General features: G+C 52.6%; 11 protein-coding genes. 1 reads left to right on the plus strand and 10 read right to left on the minus strand.

The genetic code is table 11. The features are described 5' to 3' along the window. Window positions 1–17: 17 nt before the first annotated feature. Together ACR9FF_RS17880 and ACR9FF_RS17885 are read right to left on the minus strand one after the other, a co-directional pair. A complete protein-coding gene (locus ACR9FF_RS17880) occupies window positions 18–7,463 on the minus strand; it encodes a SpvB/TcaC N-terminal domain-containing protein (protein WP_435163428.1) in 7,446 nt (2,481 codons plus the stop codon). 171 nt (window positions 7,464–7,634) lie between these two features. Next, complete coding sequence (locus tag ACR9FF_RS17885) at window positions 7,635–10,031, minus strand: alpha-L-arabinofuranosidase C-terminal domain-containing protein (RefSeq protein ID WP_435163430.1); 2,397 nt, start codon at window positions 10,029–10,031, stop codon at window positions 7,635–7,637. 171 nt (window positions 10,032–10,202) lie between these two features. Here ACR9FF_RS17885 and ACR9FF_RS17890 point away from each other — a divergent pair, with 171 nt between their 5' ends. Further along, window positions 10,203–11,057 carry an AraC family transcriptional regulator gene (locus ACR9FF_RS17890; RefSeq protein ID WP_435163432.1) on the plus strand — a complete coding sequence of 285 codons (855 nt, stop codon included), beginning with the start codon at window positions 10,203–10,205 and terminating at the stop codon, window positions 11,055–11,057. Window positions 11,058–11,130: 73 nt separating this feature from the next. On the opposite strand, the gene ACR9FF_RS17895 is transcribed toward ACR9FF_RS17890, so the two are convergent. The 8 genes from ACR9FF_RS17895 to ACR9FF_RS17930 all read right to left on the minus strand — a co-directional run bounded on the left by ACR9FF_RS17895 (window position 11,131) and on the right by ACR9FF_RS17930 (window position 23,106). After that, complete coding sequence (locus ACR9FF_RS17895) at window positions 11,131–11,670, minus strand: GNAT family N-acetyltransferase (RefSeq protein WP_435163434.1); 540 nt, start codon at window positions 11,668–11,670, stop codon at window positions 11,131–11,133. Window positions 11,671–11,811: 141 nt separating this feature from the next. After that, the gene (locus ACR9FF_RS17900) at window positions 11,812–15,681 is read right to left on the minus strand and encodes a discoidin domain-containing protein (protein WP_435163436.1); all 3,870 of its coding nucleotides are present in this window, start codon (window positions 15,679–15,681) and stop codon (window positions 11,812–11,814) included. Window positions 15,682–15,928: 247 nt separating this feature from the next. Then, window positions 15,929–17,134, minus strand: coding sequence for an amidohydrolase family protein (locus ACR9FF_RS17905; RefSeq protein WP_435163438.1), 1,206 nt, complete (start codon window positions 17,132–17,134; stop codon window positions 15,929–15,931). 30 nt (window positions 17,135–17,164) lie between these two features. Next, window positions 17,165–17,881 (minus strand): ABC transporter ATP-binding protein, encoded by a 717-nt coding sequence (locus tag ACR9FF_RS17910; protein WP_435163440.1) that lies wholly within the window; start codon window positions 17,879–17,881, stop codon window positions 17,165–17,167. Next, window positions 17,868–19,694 carry a branched-chain amino acid ABC transporter ATP-binding protein/permease gene (locus ACR9FF_RS17915; RefSeq protein WP_435163442.1) on the minus strand — a complete coding sequence of 609 codons (1,827 nt, stop codon included), beginning with the start codon at window positions 19,692–19,694 and terminating at the stop codon, window positions 17,868–17,870. The genes ACR9FF_RS17910 and ACR9FF_RS17915 overlap by 14 nt, the downstream gene beginning before the upstream one ends. 28 nt (window positions 19,695–19,722) lie before the next feature. After that, window positions 19,723–20,604, minus strand: coding sequence for a branched-chain amino acid ABC transporter permease (locus tag ACR9FF_RS17920; protein WP_317978585.1), 882 nt, complete (start codon window positions 20,602–20,604; stop codon window positions 19,723–19,725). Window positions 20,605–20,627: 23 nt separating this feature from the next. Further along, window positions 20,628–21,842: an ABC transporter substrate-binding protein gene (locus tag ACR9FF_RS17925; RefSeq protein ID WP_435163444.1), complete on the minus strand. Its 1,215-nt coding sequence runs from the start codon at window positions 21,840–21,842 to the stop codon at window positions 20,628–20,630. Between the two features lie 22 nt (window positions 21,843–21,864). After that, entirely contained in the window at window positions 21,865–23,106 is a 1,242-nt protein-coding gene (locus ACR9FF_RS17930) for an amidohydrolase family protein (protein ID WP_435163446.1), read from the minus strand. Between the last annotated feature and the right edge of the window lie 13 nt (window positions 23,107–23,119).

Consider the following 23,119-nt stretch of genomic DNA (forward strand, 5'->3'; position numbering starts at 1 on the left):
TTGGTTCCCGAATGGAGTTAATAGCCGAAATGGCTGTTCAAACTCTTGGTCGCTTCCGTCTTCTTCTGCTTCTGGAGCGTATCCGCCCGAAGAATGTCGGCTTTGAACTTGGTGGCGTAAACTTGTTTGCCGCTCATGTCATAGATTTGGTAGAAGAATTCATCCGCAATATGCGTGATTGCGCCGTCAGCCCTAAGCCGCACGTTAGCTCCCACCTTAATGAGCACCTTTTCGCCCGTTGTCCCTACAAACTCCTTAATGGCGAGCTCTATTCCGAGCTGCACGAGGTTGGAGCCTTGGCTTCCCGCCACGAGATTGTTGGAGGCTTCCGGGCCGCCCAGGCAGTGAGCGATCAGATGGCACCAGGCCTCGCCCAAGCCGCCAAGCTTGGTATCGTCCCTGCTGGAATACAGACTCGCCGGCAGGTTGTTTGTGCTGTGGAAGGCGCTTGCCTTGCCCATCGTGTCGTTGGTGGAATCGCGGCCGTCCACGTTTAGGCTGGATGGGGAAACGACATGCTGCCTCTCGATGTAGTCGCGTTTGCCGAAGAAGAAGCCTCCCTGCACGCCTGTCGGGTCAGCTACCTTTACCGGAAGGGCTTTGCCGGAGCTTGGCGGCACGTCGAATTGATCCAGCTCTACCTGAGCCTTGTCCGCTTCCTTATGGAGCACCTTGCGGACAAAGGACTGCCGTGCCAAGGTAACCCTGAGAGGCCGCCCCCTCAGCTGCGAAATGGTTTGGGCTTTTGTCGCGCTGTCTCCGTTCACAAACTTCGTTAGATCGTTTTTCCGCTGCTGTGCCTTCATCTTGGCGGCAAGCTTCTTCTTGGCGACCGCATTGCCGGATTTTTTCTTCTTCTTCGCCATGCCGTTCAGATCGGCGAAGCGGATCGGGTTGCCGCTTACAAACGCGTACATATTCGGATCATCCGACATGCCTGCCGGATCCGGGTTCATCCAACGTCCCAGCCAAGGCGGATAATACCTCGCCCCGTAATAATACAGGCCGGTACAGTCATCCCGCTCCCTGCCGCTATAGCGGTACTCCTTCAGCTGCACCTCCAGCTGATTCGATCCGGCGAGATAAGACGTCCCGCCGTAAGGGAAATATTCTTCATAGCTGATCAAGCCGGCGTCTTCGTCCACCTCCATCGTGGATGAACCAAGAAAATCGCTTAATTGATACCGGATTTGCCGCCGGGCAACGGTATCGGTCTCGCGTCCGTGATCGTCCTTGGTCCAAAAGTTTACGATGGCGGCCATTCGCTCATCCTCCATGACCCGGTAGGTATACCGTTCAAGAATGACAGACGATACCCCGTTCTGAACCCGTGTAATTCGTTTGATTTCCAGACGCCCAACATAAATTTTTTCTTGAATTTCGGTTAGGCCATCGCTGATTTTGCGCTCCAGCGCCTTGCGGACCCTGTGCCCGCTGCTTTCGTAGATGAAGTAGGAGCAGTCCGATTGGTCTCCTTCTCTCGCGATGACGGTTGCGCTTGCCAGGTTGTTCCTGTAATTCCACTGCAGGGAGCTTAAATGCTCCAGCGCCAGAAGATTGCCGTTATCATCGTATTGCAGCTGTACCGGAAGCCCTGTCTGCGTGCCTGTGGTCATTTCCTTCAACCGGTTGGAATCGTCGCTTACCGCAAGCGTTCGCGTCCACGCGGCGGAAGCTGCGGCATGCCGGGTTTTGACCAGATTGCCCGCTTCGTCGTACGTATAGGTTTCCGTATAATTTTCTAGCTTGTCCGCATCATTCAAGTGCGGCGGTGCGGCGGGAAGCCACATGCTTTGCTTGAAGCCTGTTGCGTGCGTATCCGGCAATATTCCCGGATGCTGCCGTCCCGAAGCCTGAACCAGCCGGTAGAGAGCGTCATAGGTGTAGTCGCTTAACGGCTCCACGATCTGTTGATTCTGGAATACCGTATCAAAGCTGTCGTCGCGCATCCTCGTTATATTTCCGACAGGGTCCATCGTATACGAAAGCTTCTGAAGGAGCGTGCTTCTTGCCGTCCCTTTGCCGTCCGCGGCCGACCGGGTTGTCGCGATTCCAAGCAGCCTGCGGGTCGTCTCCTCGTAAGTGAAAACGGTTGTTGTCCCGTTGCCGCGGGCAATCCGCGCATGCTGACCGTCAGCGTCGTATTGGACGTCCTGAATGAACGGCACACCGGCTTGCTCCGCGAAGTCAACCGTTACCTTCTGCAGTTGACCGGCCAAGTTATAAGCGGTCCTGTATACCGTTTGATCGGCTGAGGTTTCGGCGATTTGTCGTCCCAGACTGTCATAGGCATAAGAGGTGACGAAGGATTCGCCGTTTAGCGCAGGCTCGTCTTCCGCATCCCAATCCGGTTCCGCCGCGTAATCAACGAGCAGCAGCTTTTCGGTTGCCTGTATGTGTCCCTGCAGGCTATACAGCTGAAAATGCGTCACGCCCGATTGATCGTACAAGGTATAAAGCTTGCCGAGAAGATTCCGGTTCTGGGCGTCGGCCGCGCTAAGACCGGCTTGATCCCCATAGACGTATTTTTCAACGGTATTTGCCAGCCTCAGCCCGGAAGCAGGATCGAAGCCTTCCACGCGAATCCGGGCTGTTCTTTGCAGTCCGTCATACGATGTGGAAGTATGAAATCCCCGGTTGTCCCATGTATGCGCGGGATCGTCAAACATGTTGTTTATTCCAAGGCGCACCCCTGCGTCTCTGCTGTCCGTGCATAACAGACGGTTCTGCATATCGTAGGTAAACTGCACATCCTTCGGCGTAGTGCCTTGCGTGATGCCCGAATAATAATGCTTCGCGTTTATTTCGTATTTAACGTTACCCTTGCTGTCATAACCCGTGTACTCGGGCAGACAGCTCTGTCTGAGAAGCACCGCTATCTGATCCGCGAAAGGCTCGTATGCCGGGTCTATCGCAAGCTTGAAGCCCGGGGCATACGGCCGGAACCTTGCCGATGCTCTCCCGCTTCCCGAAGCGGTATCCGTCATCTCCACATACCCTTGCCGAACAAGTTCGTTCCATACATCCGATGCGGAAATGCTGCTGCCTTGCACCATATCAGAGAACAACCCGCTAGACGTTTCGCCCAGATTATCGTGCAATCTCAGGAAAACGCGTCCCAAGTTATCTTTCACTTGCACAAGCGGCGTGTTACGGAACCGGTAAGCTTTGAGCAAGGCATCCTTCTCGTCCATCTGGCTTTGGTCCGGCTGGCCGGGGTAGCTCTGCATGAATTGAATGTAATAGTCGGAATCCGCAATCGTATCGTTCGAATCGTAATGTGCTTCCTCCCAAGGCGTAAATTCCGTTCTCGTATAAAATCCTTTGGGCGAATCCACGCGGTACACGCGGGAAAGCGGGTCATAACAGGTTCTTGTCGGCGGAGGCAATACTCCCTGTGAATCCGTATTCGCCTCATAGACCGGGACGCTGGAATAATAGGGCAAATACTGCTCAACGGGTCTTCCTTTGTTGTCATAGACCGTGCGGCCGGAGACGAGCCAGCGTTCGGCCTGCGGAGAAGCGCCCGAGGAGTCCGCTCTTTTCCTCGTTTCAATAACCCTTCCTAGTCCATCCATGTAAGTGACGTTGACGAGAATGCGGGTTGTTTGGCCGCCGGATTCCTCCGACACGCTCGTTTCCCGGAAAAGCTCGACGGTACGGTTCGGACCATTGCCTTGTCCCCAGGCAAAAAGATCGTAGTAAGTAAACGACGATGCCTGCTGAAGGTAACGTTCCGGGCGGGCTAGAACATCCTCGAAGGATCCGTCCGTGACGGTCTGGTACGCGTTAAGATCTCCGTCTCCTGCCCTCTTCCCGAGCAAAGTCCCGAACAAGGAGGAAACCGTGACCATGCCTAACGGATCATAGAGAACCTGAGCCGTATTTCCGTTAACATCCGTCGTGTATTTCGGCTTGATGACGTTGTAATCCAGAACCATGGACATCGAGGTGGACACTGTTTCGCTAACGCACTGGGTGGTATTCGTCGGAACCAGACAATAAGGATCGTAGCTGAACTGTGTCCGGTGGAAGAGATTCGTGTTGCCGGTGAGCAGCGTGTTCTCGATTTTCCATGCCAGAAAGAAACGATTATCCGTACTTGACGCGTAATGTTGGACCAGCCCCCGATTCCACCAATACCCGTCATTCAAAACATAGCCGCAGTCGTCCGTGATTTCTTCGTTTGTCAGCCTGGACTCATAAATGCTGCTGACCTGGTCCGATGCAAGAAGGGCATGCTCGCTATGATGGTGAAGAGCTATTCCCGTCGTTTGACCAAGCGGCAAAGCATCCGTCTGAGCCAAATTCCAATAGTAATGCCGGGTCCAGGATAGAAGCTCAGCCTGAAGCAGGCCGGCTGCCGGAGGCGTACCGTATGGTATGACCGGGGGCAGCGAGTCTTGGAAGCGGAATTGCAAATCTGTCACGTTGAAATAAAAGGCTGCCGGCTGTTCGAGACCCCATAACGCGTAAGCTTGGCTCCCGCATTCCATGCCAAGCAGGCGAAACTCGGCGGTTTCGTTAATATAGGCATTCACTTGAAGCAGCATTTGCAGCTGATGCTGTTCGGGCAGGGACAGCTCCGCCTCTGACCGGCGAGGATAATAAATTTGAATTTCCTTCGTCACGTGTCCGAACTCATCCGCCTCAAGAACCAGATCATGACGCACGCGCGGATCGTGCGGGTTCCGCTCATACTCGTAATCTATCGATTCCCTGGCCTGAACGAGAAGCGAGGCAAACATGGCGGATTGCCGCCGTGCTTGGATCAGCTTCACCGTGTAATTGCTCTCGTGCACGGTATACGGATGCTCGGAGATTCCTCCCGGTTGATCTAACCCGTACACCTCTTCGCGAAGCGGCATGCCCTTCAAGGCAACATAGCATTGGCGCAGCGTCTCTCCATCCGCACCCGTCAGCGCTTCATCTAGTGAACTGTCCGGCATTTCATAAGCGAATGTGTCCTGATCATAGTACTGATCGTAATAGCGGCGGGACAAAGCGGCTGCGTTTAGCGCGGAGCCTGTATGGTACCACCGCCTCCAATACACGGGTGCCACTCCGGTTCCCGTTGAACGTTCCTCGGCGTCCCATTGCTCCACGAAGCCAAAACCTCTGAATTCCTTTTCCGCCGGATCGTAATACCCCTCATGATAGCTGTACCGGGTAGTGAGCTGATTGCCCGTGCATTCCTCTGTCACGCGAACCCGCTCTACCACCTGGACGGGAAACGGGAGTACGGTCTGCCAACGTCGGCCTGCCTTTTTATCCTCCAGATAAAACTTGACCGAGCTTGCATATTCAATTTCCGTTATGGCGCCTACGCCGTTGTCCGTCCGGTTCAGAAGGTTTGGCTTCTGTCCCCCGGAAAAATCATAGCAATAATGCTTGACCGAATCCGTGCTGACCTTCGTGAAGAGCAAGCAGTCACAACCAGTACCAAGAACGTCCGTTAACTGAATGCGATCCGTCTCGGCAAACGTTTCGGGCAAGTAGACCGTTACCGGTTGGCTCCACGCATTGCCGCCCTGATTGAAATACAGATCCGCCCGGTCCGGGTACACGTAGACGATATCCGTCAAGCCTGATCCGTTCAGATCGCCAAGAAACAGGCGCGAGGCATTAAATTCGTCGTCAAAACAAGGGGCTTGTTCCATCCGTATAACCGGCGCGAACTGTCCGTAGCCCAAGTTCGGCCAGCATTCTATACTGCCGCTGCGGATCCGGATCCGGTGCGGCAGACCGTCGCCAATAACATCGGCAAACGTTACCACTTCATTCGCGCCGTCCGTTGAGCCAAGGGGGAATGGTACCGGGTACAATGCGGTAATCGGATTCCCGTAGCCTAATTTATACCTGGAAGGATAGATTTTCATTTGGCGATCCTCAAAAACAACCAAGTCCGGAACGCCGTCTCCTTGCATATCCGCCAGCTCTTTCGGATTGGAGCTTTGCAGATACTCCAGCGGAAAGCTTTCGAATGGCCGTACGCCATTCCAGGAACGCCCGTACTCGGTTTCATAGAAACCTGCCCAATGCGTATCCGTTACGACCAAATCCATGACGCCATCGCCATCGAGACTGGTTAAAGTAAAGGTCCGCGAATCGTCGGCGGATTCCTCCGTCAAGGGAAATGAATCCGCAACCTGCACACGTCGGAAATTTCCGTTTCCTTCCGGTTCCCAATAGGCTGCCGAATTGGAACGGACTTGCAGGATACCGGGCAATCCTTCGCCGTATAAGTCGGCAAATTCATAGGAAGTACCGTCCAGATATCCGGGGATGGTATATCCTCCCTCCGTCTGTAGGAGTTGAAATGCTTGCTGTTCCGGTTGAAAAGAAGTGTAAGTAAATTCTAAAGGAGGTGTGGAAAGGGTATTGTAGCTGCCATTCTGTTGTCTCTGACAGCCAATCATCTCGACCGAAGTCAGCCGGTTCAATTGAACCAAGGGGTCGAGAGAATAGGAGAACCTCGTTATGCGAACGAGACAAGGATCCGGACCAAGCTCCGCAAAACGGTGAAACATGAGAACTTGACGGCAAAGCCGGTACGTTCGCACCTCGAATCCACTTCGGTAGGTAGAGAATGAGTCCACTCGTGCAGGCCAAGATGTCTGGGGGACGTGGGGGCTGCTGCCGGCCTGGTTTAGCGACTCTAAGGAAATATCGTATTCTCCGTAATCAAATACAATCTGATAAGCAAATTTCTCTTCTTGTTGTTCATCGAAGTAATTGCCGTAATCGATGCTGTGCAAATAAACGGCAGCCAAGCGCTGCCTGTTCTGCCCGGACAACGCGTGCGGAATATTATCCCCGTTCTCGGGAATATACGAATATGCCCGCTTATTGCCCTTAGCGTCAGCATCCTGCTCCAGGCACCACTGAAAAATCCGTTCCGGACGGGCCGGATCGGCTACGCGGGCCGCCGCGCTCCGTCCGTAAATCGAGCTAACATTGCTGCCGGATTGCAGCTTCCAAAAAGAAGCTCCGTCGGTCTGCCAGTATTCGATTTTCGCGAAAGAGCCTTCCAGCCGATGAATATAGTCGGCAACGGTCCAAAGTTGATTGCCTGCGTTTTCTGTTCGGATCAGCGGGTTGCCCGTGCCGGGATCAAGCTTGGGAATAATCTCTTCGCCGTCCAGCAAAAACCGGTCCGTAACGTCGTATCTCGGAATTCCGGTATCCGTTCGCCTGACAATCGATGAGACGGATAAGGAAAAGCCGAGTCCAAAAACACCGTTCCCGCTGCCCGAGCTGTATTGAAGCTGGAGACGCGGTTCAAACTCCCTGCAGGGCGATGAATAGACAGGTATACTCATATGCATGCTGCCCGTGAATAAATCCGGCTCGTAAGTCTCGCCCATTCCTCTGACGGCTCCTCCACCTTTCGGAAGAGTGAGCTCAGATTTAATGAATGACGCGGACCGCTCCTGCTCGTCATTCCATGACTTGCGTTGCATTAATTCCCTCCCATATCGTTCAAATCAAATCTACGTCACTCTATATAGAGCGTCCATGACTTTTATCGGCACCGGGAAGAAGTTATTGAACCCAGTGTAAGGTTTATGTCAGAATTGTTTTAATCATAAAAAAATAACCCGTCCGTGATCGACCGGGTTATTGAAAGTTATTCATTCGGCTATCAAGTTCACTCTAAATACCGTAATGGAATGCTTGGGAAAATCGTACGCAAACCGGTTGCCTTGGACACGGATATGGCTCTGCTTCGGGGATACCCGGTCAGGCGCTTCGAATGTATTCTCGTCATCCAGCGAATGGCCGGACATCTCGTGGATATCAACATTCAGGAACGGTTTCGGCAAATCTTCCAGCACGACATCAGCGTTCACGGAATTGTCTTGTACATTCACAACCTTTACGATGGTATCGCCGGTTGTGCGATCATAGCTGGCGGAATAATACAGAGGCTCGATGACCGGCAGCGTATCTTCCGTCTCATTAATGAGCTCGCCGTTAATCCATGCGCGTATCCGACGACCCGACACTTCCAGCTTCAAGTCGTATTCTTTATGATCTTCTACGTTAAAAAGGCTTTGAGTGAGGACGGAGCCTCTTCCATTGATATGGGAGGCAATAATCGAATCCTGATTCTGCCAGCCGCCAAACTCCCAGATTTGCTTATTCTTCTCATCCGTTTGCCCGAACTTGAGATTAAAGCCTTTAGGTCCGCTCATTCTTTGCGCTTTCAAGGTTATCGTGTAGTTCTCCCAATCCGTTTCCCCTAGATCGATTGCCTTGACCGACGTCCCGTTCCGTCTGTCTTCTTCCGTATCGGAAAGCGTGCAAGGCAAGCCACCGTTCAGCTTTTTCACTTCTCCGTTGTCGTTGTTCACCAGCACGATATCCCAATAACGGAAGGAGCAGCGGTCCGTCTCAAGGGATATCCCTCCGTTAATCGGCTTCTTTATATCGGAAGGAGCAGCTTCCAGACCGCTTGCTTCGATCGTTATAAGCTGATCCCCTTGATGATGCATAAACAGCTGCTGCACATAATAGTTAGGCGTGCCGTAAACCTCATGATTGTTGAACCAGATCATATCCGGCTTCCAGTTCACGTAATCGACGTTGCACAGGAGCGGTGCATAACAGGCAAGTCCTACGGCATGCGCGTTTTTCTCAAGCCCCGTCATATAAGCCGCTTCGGCAAGCGCGTTATAATACGTGTTCCCCCACGAGGCATATTCGCCGAGGAACACTTTCGGGTCATCCGCTTTGAAGTTGTCATAGCGATGGTAGTTAGCCAGGAACCATTCCGGCGAACTGTAATAATGCTCGTCCACCAGATCCGATTGATGCTCTCTGGCAGATTGCCAGCCGCGTTCATATTCCGTTCCCGCGGCAAATGGCCCCGAGGAGTTTATCACCTTCATTGCCGGATACTTCTCTTTGATGGCGCGATGGAAGTACGGGTATCGTTCGAAGAACGGTTCCCCAACCTCTTCGTTGCCGATTCCGATATACTCAAGCCCAAACGGCTCCGGGTGACCCAGCTCCGCGCGAATCGCTCCCCAGGTAGTCGAAGCATCTCCGTTAGCGAATTCAATGAGGTCTAACGCATCCTGAATCCATGGCGACAGCTCCTCGATCGGAACGATTCGGTTGTGATGCGGATCATAGCCGCCCGGCAGAATCGGGATTGGCTTGGCGCCGATGTCCTCGCATAATTGAAAATATTCGTAATAGCCAAGACCCAACGTCTGATTGTAGCGCCAGTTGTTCCTTCTGGCCGGTCTTTGCTCAACGGGGCCAATCGTGTTTTTCCACCGGTACATCGAATTTCGGTCATCCGGGTTCAAGGAGCCGTCATGCACGAGGCAGCCGCCCGGGAAACGCATAAACTTCGGCTTCAGGTCGGCAAGCAGCTTCGCAATATCTTCTCTTAAGCCCCCAGGCCGCTTAAGATAAGTTTTCTCCGGGAACAACGATACCATATCGAGATACAGCTTCCCTTGCCCTTTTGTCAAAAGAACAAGACGACTGCCCGTATCCGTTGCGGCTGATGTTATTACAGCTTCATATTTCGTCCAATCCGCTGACTTCACTTCAATGACAGTCTCACCGTAAACGGAACCATCCGCCCCTTCAATCGTGACGGTCAGAGGTTCATGGAAGCTGGCGTCACGCCGCGCAAATACGGAAAATAAATAACGGTCGCCTTGCTTGACGGGAATGCCGCTGTTGAAACCAAGATTCATAAGTCCAACGCCATTCCCCTCCGCAGCAATATCAATTACGACGTAATGAGGGTTACGCGAGTTAATCGGCTGGCTTTCCCCGATCGTTGCTTCCGCCTGTCCGCCGCCTCTTTCTACCTTCTCCCAACCCATGAAAGCATGGTAATCGGGATGGTCGATCGGATCAAATTCGAAGGAACGGTTCTGAACAAGCTCCGCGTAAAGCCCCCCATCCGCCGCATGATTCAAATCCTCGAAAAATATGCCGAACAAGTCGCCTAATTCCGCGCCTCGTTCCTTCGTGCGTACTGTTAATGCCGGCTGCGTGCTCATGTCGATTGAATCTCCTTTGCCCTCGTTTTCTTAAGATTCTAAGGAGTTGCCTCATCGAAAACAATTCATTATCCTGCGTTAAAACTGACCTATCCTGCTATCCATAGAGAACAACCTGACAGATCTGATATAATTCCATCAGCATCGTCTCTACAAGGAGCTGTATACGTTATGGATCACTATAAGCTCTCCGGGCTTGGACCAAATGAAACGATCGGCGTTTTGCCCGATTACTATTTCCCGCCTTACATAACGCTTGCCCATATGTTCTCAGCCCCCAGCCATTGGGCAATCCGCAACCGGGAGATGAAGCAGTATGTCCTGCAATATGTCGTTGACGGCATAGCGGACTACCCCATCGAAGGCACGCCTTATACGACAACGCGAGGAGACCTGCTCTTCCATCGTCCCATGGAGCGGCACTCGATTCTACCTCATCCCTCGGAGCCGTATGTTTGCATTTCCATTGTTTTTCACTTTGGCCTCTCGCCATTTCCGATCCCCGAATTGTATGAAAGCAAGCATTATCTCGGCAACTATTCCGACCATCCCATCAACAACATGCTATCCGACCTGGTCACCTCTTACAGACAACCCGGAATAATACATCAAATGCGATGCCAAAGCCTGCTGATGCGCATCTTGGCCGAAGCTTCCCAGCGTAACAAGGAAAATGCACAAGCTAAGAATGATGCCTCGAATAAACCTCAAGTCGTGCTCGTAAAAAATTATCTGCACGAACACTATGCCCGGGATGTGCAACTCAAGGAATTGGAAGTGCTTAGCGGCTGGAGCAAAAACTACCTGCTGCTCGTATTCCGCAAGTATATGGGCATGTCACCGATGCAATATTTAACTTGGCTGCGAATAAATAAGGCCAAAGAGCTGGCTATCCATTCCAACCTTACAATCAGCGAAATCGCCGAAAGCGTTGGTTATTCGGATGTCCATACCTTTGGCCGCATGTTTAAAAAGAAAACCGGTCATAGCTTAAGCCAGTTTTGCGCCAACCTCATTTATTCCTGACAATGCGCATCCAGCAAGCACACAAAGCCATCCCGCGAAGGATGGCTTTGTGACGAAAGAAAAACGAATGCTATTAAGTCGCAATCTCCTGCTGAATGACATGGCTGTTATCCAAAAAGGCTGAACGCTCTACATGATACAAATCGTAAATTTCCTCGGCGTGATTGATTCGAGTATACACATACGGATTAAGCTCATTGGCTAAGGTGACATAGGGCAGCTTCTCGACCGCTTTTTTCGATCGGATATTTTGCTTGCGAATTTTTAAAAATACCGTTTCAATCCCATGCTCCAGAAAAAGCTCCGTGAAAAATGCATCCTTAGCCAGCTGGTTATACCCTTTGCCGAAATAAGGAATGCCGATCCATGTAGCCAGGAATCCTGTATGGTTAACAATATCGTAGAGATCGATACTGCCAATGGGTTGTCCCGTCTCATTCAGAATCGTTCTTGAAATACAGGTGCCCTGCTCCTCTTCGACGATCAACTGCTTGGTTGCGAATAAATATTCTTCATACGACTGGGGTTTGTAGCGAACGTAAGGGAAAACAGCGGGATCAACCAATAAATGATACAAGGAGTGGCATTCGTGCAAATCTCTTTTTTTAATCATCGTACCTATCACCCTAGTCCTTAAAAGTCGTCTTCTCAAGTATATAAAAGGACATGAGGGATTGTATGAACGCCACGTTTTGTTTGTGTAAATGGCACTTGAAAAAGGACCACTCCAAGTCAATCGGAGTGGTCCTTTCCTCTAATTAAAAGTTAACGCGAATCCGCTTTGCACATAGTTCACGTTCGGATAGGCGATGTTTCTCGTAACCAGATTGTTAAACGTTGCCGATCCGTTCCCTGTATAGGTATAGATGGCCGCCCCTAAATGCGGGCCAGAGAACCTCGACGTCGTTACCCCGTCTTTGCCGGTACCGTCAATGGTCACGTTGTTAAAGACGATATTCTCGAAGCCGCCGCCGTAACCGAATTGAATCCCGTCACGCTGCGCATTAATGATGTCAATGTTGGTAAAGGTCACGTTCTTGATCGAGTCATTGGAAGCCTCCAGGTCGATCGCTCCCCGCTCCCCGTTATACAAGTCTTGACTCGTACCGCTATTAATGATCGTTGTATCCGAGACCGTAATCCCCGTATTGTTCTGGAAATGATAGCCCGGGAAGACCGTATTCAGACGGACGCCGGAGCCGCCAACGGTATCGATAATCACGTTGTGGTCGGCTTTGTGTCCGCTGCCGCCAAAGAACGCAATGCCCGCCGCGCGCCAGTTGTTCTCAATCGTGTTGTAGGAGAACGTATTGTTCACGCCTGCGGGAGCGCCGTTCGTGTTACTCGTCCAGACCGCCAGAGCATCGTCGCCGTTATTGCGGAGATTGCTGTTGCGAACGATGGAATTGCTGGTGCCTTGAGCAAAGTTGACGCCATCCGCCAGATTGTTCCGAATTCGGCTGTTCTCGATCGTCAGCCCGTTCGCGTAAATCGCAGGCGTATGGGCATAATCTCCCACCCAGAAGCCGCATTCGAAATGCTCCACCCAGACGTCATGGATTTTGGAGTTCGTTCCGAAATTGTCCATAAAGCCTTTGTAAATCGCGTTCTGACCGTAACGGGAACGAAGCTTCGAATTCAGGTAGACGTTGCTGAAATCCAGCTTGCCTGTAATCCGGAGCGAGATCCCCCCGCCGGCTGCGTTCGGATTCGTAAACTGAATATTCGTATACCAATAACCCGCGCCTGTAATCGTCAGGTTATTGATCATATTGCTGACCGAGCCAATCTCCCACATGTTGCCGAGATGGAACGTGCCTGCAGGGATATATAACGTTTTGTTGGCCGCTGCCGCTGCGTTAACCGCAGCTTTGAAAGCCGTAAGATCATCTTGCCCATCATTGGCAATCGCGCCGTAATCGGTCACGGACACCGAATTAGCCGGTTGGGCAATTGCCGTCGGAACCTGTTCGACCTCGATGAAGTCTACCCCGTATTCGATGCTGTCATTTCCTTTCTGAATGCGAACAGTATCTCCCGGCTGAAGCGGAGTATCCTGCTTCCAATGCACCTCGTCGAAGCGGAACAACGGCCGTCCTCCGCCTGGAGCATCCGCCGGCATATCTCCCGAGAAATATTGCCAGTTATAGTAAGAGGATAACGCTACGGTCTTCACTTTCACATTGTTGACATAGACGTCAAGGGAGCCGCTTTGACCCATGCCGTCCGCCGAGTCAGGCATCGTAAAGCGCATCGTCACGCCCGCTCCGCCTTCACCTTGCCGTACGGTCCATTGCAGATAGGAACCGCTCGAAGGAAGCGCGATATATTTTTGCCCGGAAGCCTCGGATGCCGTTAATGATTGATCAAAGGTTGGTGCGGATTGCAGCGTTGCTCCGCCGCCGCGGGTTGCGTCATCCGTATCGTACCGGGTATACGGTACGCTTGCGCCACGGACCGAGTAAACAACCAGATTCGTTGTGCTTACGTTATTTCCTTGCTTGGACGCCGCTTCATTGGCATCCGCTGCAATGGTTGTCGTTACGGTGTAATTGCCGTTGACGGCCGTCCAAGTGCCCGGAATGCTTACATTAGCCGAAGCCCCCGAGGCTAAAGCACCGTTATACGAGCCGCTAAACGTCTGGATTGTGGAGCCGGCCGAATTTTTCAAGGCCACGGTAATGGCATGGGAGCCGCCAGCGGAAGCTACGGTACCTTGGTTTTTCAGATTTACCGTAAAGGCAATCGAATTGCCGGCTACCGGATTGCTAGGCGTCCATGAGGTTGTTCCGGCAAAGTCGGCGCTTGCAATTGGCGCAACCACCAATGCCGCCGCATTCGTATAGCTGTTATTGTTGTCGTTAAGCTCGATGACGGCATTATTCTCGTCTACTTTCGCGCTGACCGAGTAGCTTGCTGCTGTCTTGCTGCCGATATTGACGGATACGGGAGCAGAAGCACCGGCAGCTAATGCCGCCACTGCAGCAGAACCGGCTAGCTCGTTGTTCAGGTAGAAGTTGACGGTAGTTGCCGCGGAGCCGGCATTGCCATCATTCTTAACCGTTGCGTTAAGCGTAATTGCGCTGGATTCATCCGGTGACGCCGGCGACCAGGACAAGCCCGTAATCGTCAAATCCGGATTGGCCGCAGGCGTGCCGAATACCTGGAATTCCGCGATTTGACCTGCCGGAGCTCCGGAATTGGACGCAATGTTTAATTGAAGCCGTTTTACCGTAGCCGTAACCGGAATCGTCACGGTGTTGCCGGAAGCCGGGTTAAAGGTATACGACTGCGAGGAGACAAGATTGCCGAATGTTGTTGTCGTCTGATTGTGGCCAAGCACTTGAATCGTTTGGGTGCGAGTGCTCCACTCGCTCGCCGGATTCAGCTTTAATACGATGGAGGTGACATCGTAGTTTTTGCCGAGATCAAGCGTCAACGTGCTCGGGTTGCTGCCGCTTTCCCAATACGTGCCCGTATTGTTGTCGTTAGCGTTCGAAGCCACAAACGATTGCGTATTTGAGGACGCCGTCATGGTCTTGCCAATCGCGATGTTATCGGTTGCCGGCGGTGTTGGCGTTGGTGTTGGTGTTGGTGTTGGTGTCGGTGTTGGTGTTGGCGTTGGTGTTGGTGTTGGTGTTGGTGTCGGTGTTGGTGTTGGTGTTGGTGTTGGCGTTGGTGTTGGTGTTGGTGTTGGTGTTGGTGTCGGCGAGCTGGACGCCGTTACTGTGATCTCGTCGATGTTAATGTTCCCGGAGTCCCCGGCATCGTATTTGTAGGTTATCGTATTATTGCCTGCATTTAACGTAAGCGTCTCCACCTTGGTTCCCCAAGTATCCCAATTCGCCAGATTTGGCAGCGTTGTTTGACGAATCTTTGTGCCATTGACGTAAATGCTGACGGTTCTCGAAGCTCCGTTGGCATTGGCGTATTTCAAAGCGACGTCATAACTACCGGCGGAAGCTACGTTTGCGGTAAAAGCAGCCGATGCCCCTTGCGTCCAGTATCCGTCAACGAAGCCGGTACCGGAGAAGCCCGTATGATCGGTATTTACCTTGGCCCCGCCCGACAAAACGGCGGATTCCGCTTGATATGTACCGGGCGCTGCCGGAGTGCTCGCTCCATAAATTTCGAACTCGGATAACTGGGCTGCCGGCCATCCGGTATTTGCCGTAACATTCAGACGGACGTAACGGGTGCTTGCCGCGGCAAAGTTGATCGTAACCGTGTTGTTCTGAACGGCCGGATCAAACGCGTAATTGGCGGAAGCAACGATATTCGAAAACGTCGAGCCGTCCGCGCTTCCTTGGACTGCCAGGGTTTGCGTCCGCGCTCCCCAGCCGGCGGGCAGCTTCAGTACAATCTGATCGATGCTTGCCACGGCACCTAGATCAACCTGAATCCATTGCGGGAACGCGTTATTCGCGCTTTCCCAATAAGTAGCCTGATTACTGTCTTTCACGTTGCTTGGCGTGTACGTTTGCGATTGTCCGCTTGCCGTAATGGTCTTGCCAAGGGTTAGATTCGTTCCTCCCGCAGCGGATACGGGTTCTCCAATGGATGCTAACAGGCTTGTGATCAGCAGCGTAGCAATTAACAGCCACGCGATATGCTTGTTGCGCATTCTATTCCTCCTTGAATGATAACTCTGATTGGCCTTTCAATTGGAAGCGATTACAAGTTGTCCCTTAACGGTCCTCCTTTCATTGGCATATCACTAATTATAGGAAGGATAAGGCTATTGGAATAAGATGCAAATCTACGGAAAATGTATGTAATTCAAAGATAATCAAGCCGGATGTTCGGGAATGCGGAGCAACAAAAAAAGCAGTGCATCCATTCGGGACACACTGCTCTGCTTATCACAATGATTAAGCTAATACGATTTGATCTTGTCTAACGCTTACGTGCCAACGGCCGCCTACCAGCATCCCTCCGGAAAAGACTGCCTCGCGGGGAGGTACAGCCGCGATAGCATGCCGGGCATTTAAGGCATTAACCAAAGAAAAGCTTGCGCGGTCTCCAACCTTCGGAACAAGCGAATCCGATGAGATAAGAGGATAGGTTTGCAGCAGCTGTTCGTCCGTAATCCAGCCGAATTTTTCAGCCAGCCTTGAGCCGCGCGCAAGCAAATCTCCGTTGCCGAACGGACTCCACGCATCCAGAATATTGTCCGAACCGACATGAACCCGAACCCCTTCCTGAAGCAGCTGATCCACCCGCGGCATAGGACGGTCGATAGGAACGCTGGTCATAATCGCCACTTGGCTTGCGCTAAGCTTTTGCGCCAGCTCTCGGGATTCGGCTTCACTGACCTGCCCGAGACAATAGGCGTGGCTGACAGCCGTACGACCGCTTTGGCTTGCCTCCAAGGTCAAGTCAGCGAATCGGCTAATCGTATAGGTTCCCAGATGCCCGGGGTCATGCAGATGCAGATCTACGCCGGCATTAAACTCCGTGCCGAGCTCGAACATCGCTTCCAGGCTCGCGTCAACCTGTCCGTCCAGCCCGGCCGGATCAACTCCTCCTACGTAATCCGCTCCTGCCCGAAGCGCTTCTTTCATAATCGATATGGATTGGGACCGCAGCAGGCCCTGTTGCGGAAAAGCTACAATCTCGATAGCCATCCGCCCTCTAAAATGCTCTCTGACCTCCAGGATATCCTCCAGATGAGAAAGTCCAAGCTTGGGATCAATATCCACATGCGTCCGAATCGCCGTTGTCCCATTCATCAGCAGAAGCTGCAGCAGCCGGTGCGCTCTTTCCGCAGCACGCGTTGGCAGTGCTTCCAGCATGCGAGTTTCGAACTCTAGCTGCCCGGGTAACGTAACAAAAGGCTGCAGCGGCTTCCACGGCTCTCCGAGAAAATGTTTGTCCAGATGGATATGCATATCGGACAAGGCCGGCAGGTAGAGCAGCCCGTCAGCATCCCAGACTCGCGCGAAGTCCGCTGCGGACGGCATCGTTTTACCGCTGGCTTCAATCTCTGCCACGCAGCCTGTCGTCAGGTCCAGAGTCAAGTCATACAACCGGTCTTCGATCTTTACGTTTCGCACTATCGTTTTATTCGCTTCCATCACTGATCACCTTCATCCCTCTCTGGTTGGCTAATGGGCTCCCAAATAAGCTTCAACCATCCGCTCATCCCGGAGCAGCTCGTCGGAATCCCCGTGCATCGCGACCGAGCCTTTATCGATCACGTATCCTCTGCTTGCTAGATTAAGAGCTTTGTGAGCCATCTGCTCGACAAGCAGAATCGATGTCCCTTCCTTCGATAAACGGTAGATCGCTTCAAAAATTTCGTTTACGATAATCGGAGCAAGACCAAGCGAAGGCTCGTCGAGCAGCAGCAGCTTGGGCCTGCTTATCATCGCTCTCGCCAGAACCAGCATCTGCTGCTCCCCGCCGCTTAAGGTGTAAGCAAGCTGCGTCCGCCGCTCATACAGCTTCGGGAACCGGTCAAATAAAGGTTCCAGCTCCTTGTTGAACTGCTCTTTTCGGACTGAGCCAATCCGTCGCTTTAAGCCCATTCGCATATTTTCAAGCACCGATAACGTACCGAACACTTCCCTCCCCTCCGGGACAAGCGACACCCCAAGGTTTGCAGTCCGGTTGGCCGGCATCGCGGTAATGTCCTTCCCCTCCAGCAGCACCTTGCCGGAATGCGGCTTCACTAGCCCTAAAATGGTTTGCATAAGCGTTGTCTTGCCGGCGCCGTTCGAGCCGATAATGGCTACAATCTCGCCTTTCTCCACCTCGATATCCACGCCCTTTAACGCTTCAACCGGACCATACCTGACGGATAAGCCATTAACGCTCAGCATCCGCAGCAACCTCCTCTTTGCCTAAATACGCCTGTATGACCCGCGGATCGCTCAGCAGCTGGGCAGGGTTACCCGTCCCAATGACTTTGCCGAAATCCAGAACAGTGACGGTATCGGATACGCGCTGAACAAAATCCATATGATGCTCGATCAGCACGATCGTGAGGCCATAACCGACAAGCCTCTGAAGAAGCTCCTCAAGCTGCTTGATTTCGGCTGCCGTCATGCCGGCCGCCGGCTCGTCGAGCAGCAATACGCTTGGCTCCGTCGCAAGCGCCCTTGCAATCTCCACCATTCGCTGATGACCGTAAGGCAATTGGCTGGCGGACATATGCCGGTTCCCGTCGTAACCAATCAGATCAAGCAACCGATGCGCCTTCTCCTGCAATTCCGCTTCCCTGCGGCGTTGTCCCGGTGTTCGAAGGAAAGCCGCTCCAAGCCCGGTCCTCGCCTTTACGGTCATTCCGGTCATGACATTTTCAAGAACGGTCAGTTCTTTAAACAGCCTGGAATGCTGGAAGGTTCGGGCAATACCTAATCCGGATACCGACGACAGCGAACCGGAGAGAGAAGCTCCATGCAGCTCCATTGCCCCTTGTTCCGGCGTATACAAGCCGGAGATTACATTAAGGAGAGTCGTTTTCCCGGCACCGTTGGGTCCAACAAGGGAATGAATCGTGCCGGCTTTAATCTCAACCGATACTTCTTTTAAGGCCTGTAGACCGCCGAACGACTTATTAATGCCCTCTAGGCGAAGTGCGGCAGCAGGAAATTCGCCCTTTTTCCTATCGTTCGCGAACAGTAAGCCATGATCAGCCTTACCTCCGCTGCGATCCGCTTCCTGTGAACGCAGCTTTAAGCCAAACCGCGCTTCCAGCCAATCATTCATCGTTCCCATAATCCCTTTCGGGAGAAAATAAAGAACCGCGAACATGATCGTCCCGTACAGCGCCATACGCAGCTTCTCCATCTCCAGCACTTCAGGCAGGAAGACCAGTATAACTGCGCCGATGATGGGCCCAAGCAATCGTCCGGAGCCGCCTAAGATTACGATAAGCACAAGCTGAACCGAGGCCTGGAAATGATACGTATCCGGACTGATAAAGCTGTTCGTATGGGCATACAGCGTACCGGCAAGACCCGCTAGAACGGCGCTGACCGCAAATCCGACGTATTGCGGCTTAAACTTTCGGATACCCAAGGAAGCAGCGGCTATCTCGTTTTCCTTCGTGGCGATCATGGATCTCCCCCAAGCCGATCGCCGTATATTGTAGGCAAGGATAAGAGCCCCAATAGCAACCGCCGCTACGAGCAGATACATGCTCTGCAGATCAAAGGCATAACCGCCAAGCTTTGGCTTAGGAATGCCCGATATGCCAAGCGGCCCGCCGGTAACCCCATCCCACCTGATCAACGCTTCATGCACAACTACCCCGAAGGCGATCGTAATCATCGAGAGATACACGCCGCCCGCTTTAATCGTAGGAATGGCAATCAGGCTTCCGATGATCAGTGAAACCGCAATGCCGGCAAGCGCGGACAGCCAGAAGTTCAATCCGTAATGCGTGCTGACATATGCCGAGGTATACGCTCCCGCAGCCATCAATCCGGCATGGCCGATGGAGACAATCCCGCAATAGCCGACCAGAATATTCATGCCGACACACGCAATCACATAAATGCCGATTGTAAAAAACAAGTTCAGCATATAGGCATCAGCCGTCCATGAAGCGGAAGCAATTGCCGCTGCGGCAAGCAGTCCGCCCCATAGAGCTGATCTGCGGAAGATTATATTTTTCCAGGTATCATTCATTTCCGCTTCCCCCTAAGCAAGTCTAACCCTATACCTTGACGACTGTTTTCCTGACGTTAAACAGCCCCATCGGCTTCCAATACAACACGAGAATAACAATGCCGTACACGAACATCTCCCGGAATGCGGTCGAGATATATTGACCGATAAACACCTCGGCGACGCCAAGCAGCAGCCCCGTTCCTACGATTCCCTTGGGATTATTAACGCCGGCCAGAATGGCGACGGAGATGGCTTTTAGACCAAGCGGCAAGCCTACATCGACGGATACGGCATAGTTCGTAGACATTAAAGCCCCGCCAATCCCCGCAAGCAATCCGCTTAATACGTATGCAACGGCCACGACACGCCCGCTACTAATGCCCATCATCTCAACGGCTGTCCGGTTATCCGCCGTTGCGCGCAGCCACAAGCCCCAATGCGATTTTTGATAAAACAGGATTAACAACGCGAGCAGCACGCCAACGATAGGGAAGAAAATAAATTCCTTCCAATAGATGCCGGCATCCATAATGCGAAGCATTCCGCTGCCTGCCGGAGAAGGGACAACCCCTTCATCCGGACCATTGAAATAGAGGGCAACGTCTTGGATAATAATGCCGACCGCGATTGTGCTGAGTACCCATTCAACCGAATTCGCACCCTTATCGAACTTGCGTATGGCCAGCCTCTCGATCACGAGATTGAGCAAGGCTACCAGAAGGATTGAAGCAGCAAACGCGAGAGGAAACGGCAGCCCCGCGTGCTCGGAGAAACCAAACAGCAGGACTCCTCCTACCATGACGAGCTGCCCTTGCGACATATTGAGAGTACCGTTTACGACATAGGTTAAGCTGTAGCCGAGAGCGATAACGGCATAGAGGCAGCCGACCGCAAGACCACTGATGATTAATTGCAAGATAAGCGACATGCTGATCCCTCTTTTCCGCTCTGTTACTGTTTGTCGGATACGACAAGCTTGCCGTCCTTCCACACGGACATCAAATACGAATGAACGTCGATTGCATCATGATTGTCTTTCGTGAACGCCTGATCCCACTCCTTGATAACCCCGCTGTATTGGCCAAGATTGGTTTCCAGCGTGTTTTTGACCGCCTCGCGGTCTTTCTTCAGATTGCCTGTCAGCTCCGTGCGTTCAATGGCCTGGAACAGCATCATCGCGCCGTCATAGCCTTGCGCCGCGGAAGCAAACGTCGTTGGAATATGGCCGAATTTCGCCGTAAAATCCTTCAGGAATGCAGCCGCAGGCTCCCGGGTCTGATCCACGTTAAAGTTGGCTGTCTGAATCGCGTAAGTTCCTTCCGCCAGCTGCTGGCCTACCTCCTGCACGCCTTTGTTAGCCATGCCGTTCTCGCCAACGATCGGAACCTTCCAGCCCAGCTTATCCATCGCTTGAAGCACATAGCCATTGCCGGCTCCTTGCCCGAACAGGTAGATCACTTCGGCTCCCGCTTCCTTCGCGTGGTTGACCTGCGCGGTCATATCTTTATCCTTGGCATTGTCGAACGACTCCACGGCTACCGGCTTCAATCCCTTTTCCTCAAGCGCTTTTGTCATCGCCGCAGCGGCACCTTTGCCGTAACCGCCATTCTCATGAAGAATCGCGATTTTGTCGGTAGCAAAGTATTTATTAATGAATTGCAAAGCGTATTGCGCGGTAATGTTCGCGTTCATCCGTACGCCAAAGGTCCAAGGCATGCCGCTTTCTACCGATGCGGGAACATTGGAGGTGGCTACGACAAACGGAAATTTCTCCTCCATAATAATGGGGGATTGCGCCAGCATAACGGTGCTGTAGAAGCCCCCAACTGCTCCAAGCACGCCTTCCTTCTGCCCAAAATCCCTAATAATGCTGATGCCTCGCGTAGGATTCTGCTCGGTGTCGCGAACGACCAGCTCAACGGTTCGGCCATGCAAGCCGCCTTTGGCGTTAATCTGATCAACGGCGATTTGAACCCCCTGGTACAAATTAATCGAGTTCATGGCGTTATCGCCCGTTGCTTCCGTCGACATGCCGATCAGAATCGGTTTATCGCTCTTGTCGCCATTGCCCGAAGCCGCTTTGTTGCCGCCGCAGCCCGCGAGCACCAGTACCATAACCGCCATCCATGCCGCACACCATACCTTCAGGTTATAACGTTTACTCATCTATGATCCTCTCCTCTATCTTTCATAAAATGGACAATCTCTCTCTCTCGATTCTTGTATCCGCGACCATAACGCCTCTTTTCCATACCGTTCGGGTCTCGGACTTATGCAGCAGTACGTCTCTTTCCGTCCTCTCCCGGAACAACACCATGTCAGCCGGCGCCCCTTCGCGAATCCCGTAGCCCTCGAGGGCTAACACCCGGCTCGCGCCTTCCGTAAGCATCCCTAGCAAGCGGCTCGCATCCCTTTCGCCTCCCAAATAAGCGGTAACGGCAAGCAGCCATGCCGTTTCAAGGGGATCCGCTTTGCCGAACGGGGTGAAGGGATTCTGCACGTTGTTCATGCCAATGGCTACGTTAACCCCTTTTTCCTGAAGCAGCTTGACGGGCGTCAAACCTCTGCGCGGCTTCTCCTCATCACCCCGTCCATTAATATAAAGGTCGGTTGCCGGCAACGTGATGATATGAATGCCCGCTTCGCTCAGCAGCTCTGCTGCCGCTTCCGCCTCCACTCTCGCAAGAGAACCAAGAGAGGTGACATGCCCGGCGCTGACGCGGCCTTGAAGCCCGTATTGCATGGTCCGCTTGGCAATTTGAACGATCGCGAGATCCTCGGGCTTGTCGGAGAAATCCGCATGGAAATCCAGCGGCTTGTTATACTTGCCCGCGAGCTCAAACACAAACTTCAAATGTTCGTCCAAGTCCGGATCCTGATACGTAATTCCGCCCACAACGTCACAGCCAAGCCGAATAGCTTCTTCCATCAGCTCCGCGGTTCCCGGACTTTTGAATATTCCCTCTTGAGGGAATGCGACCACTTGCAAATCCAGCAGATGCCGTACGGATTGCTTCAGCTCGAGCGCCGATTCAATGGCCGACAATCCTAGAATGGGATCAACCTCCGCATGACAACGCATATGGGTTACGCCATTGCGTACGGCTTCCTTAATCACTTGCAGGGACCGCTCTCTCATATCGCTTCTCGTAAAAATCATTTTCATGTCGGCCGTCATCCTTATCGCTTCCTGAAGCGATTCGGCTTCCTTTTCCATCCGGGTCAACAGATACGCTTTTTCCAGATGGATATGCGGTTCTACCAAACCTGGCAGTAGTACGCCGCCTTCCCCATTTACAACGGCATTCGCCGTCCATTCCTTTGCAGCCCCGCTGTTCTCCACATAAACGACTTTGCCGTCTGCTACTCCTACATCCTTCAATGGATGATGACCCATTACTCTGACATTCGATATGATTTGTTCAAGCATTGCAGCCCCCTCC

The sequence above is a fragment of the Paenibacillus glycanilyticus genome (genome assembly GCF_051200795.1).
Taxonomy (GTDB): Bacteria; Bacillota; Bacilli; order Paenibacillales; family Paenibacillaceae; genus Pristimantibacillus; species Pristimantibacillus glycanilyticus.

Bases quoted from the DNA above. Each gene is read 5' to 3' on its own strand.
- ACR9FF_RS17900 (WP_435163436.1), bottom strand. From the start codon at position 15,681: ATGCGCAACAAGCATATCGCGTGGCTGTTAATTGCTACGCTGCTGATC.
- ACR9FF_RS17895 (WP_435163434.1), bottom strand. From the start codon at position 11,670: ATGATTAAAAAAAGAGATTTGCACGAATGCCACTCCTTGTATCATTTA.
- ACR9FF_RS17880 (WP_435163428.1), bottom strand. From the start codon at position 7,463: ATGCAACGCAAGTCATGGAATGACGAGCAGGAGCGGTCCGCGTCATTC.
- ACR9FF_RS17915 (WP_435163442.1), bottom strand. From the start codon at position 19,694: ATGAATGATACCTGGAAAAATATAATCTTCCGCAGATCAGCTCTATGG.
- ACR9FF_RS17910 (WP_435163440.1), bottom strand. From the start codon at position 17,881: ATGCTGAGCGTTAATGGCTTATCCGTCAGGTATGGTCCGGTTGAAGCG.
- ACR9FF_RS17905 (WP_435163438.1), bottom strand. From the start codon at position 17,134: ATGGAAGCGAATAAAACGATAGTGCGAAACGTAAAGATCGAAGACCGG.
- ACR9FF_RS17920 (WP_317978585.1), bottom strand. From the start codon at position 20,604: ATGTCGCTTATCTTGCAATTAATCATCAGTGGTCTTGCGGTCGGCTGC.
- ACR9FF_RS17890 (WP_435163432.1), top strand. From the start codon at position 10,203: ATGGATCACTATAAGCTCTCCGGGCTTGGACCAAATGAAACGATCGGC.
- ACR9FF_RS17930 (WP_435163446.1), bottom strand. From the start codon at position 23,106: ATGCTTGAACAAATCATATCGAATGTCAGAGTAATGGGTCATCATCCA.
- ACR9FF_RS17885 (WP_435163430.1), bottom strand. From the start codon at position 10,031: ATGAGCACGCAGCCGGCATTAACAGTACGCACGAAGGAACGAGGCGCG.
- ACR9FF_RS17925 (WP_435163444.1), bottom strand. From the start codon at position 21,842: ATGAGTAAACGTTATAACCTGAAGGTATGGTGTGCGGCATGGATGGCG.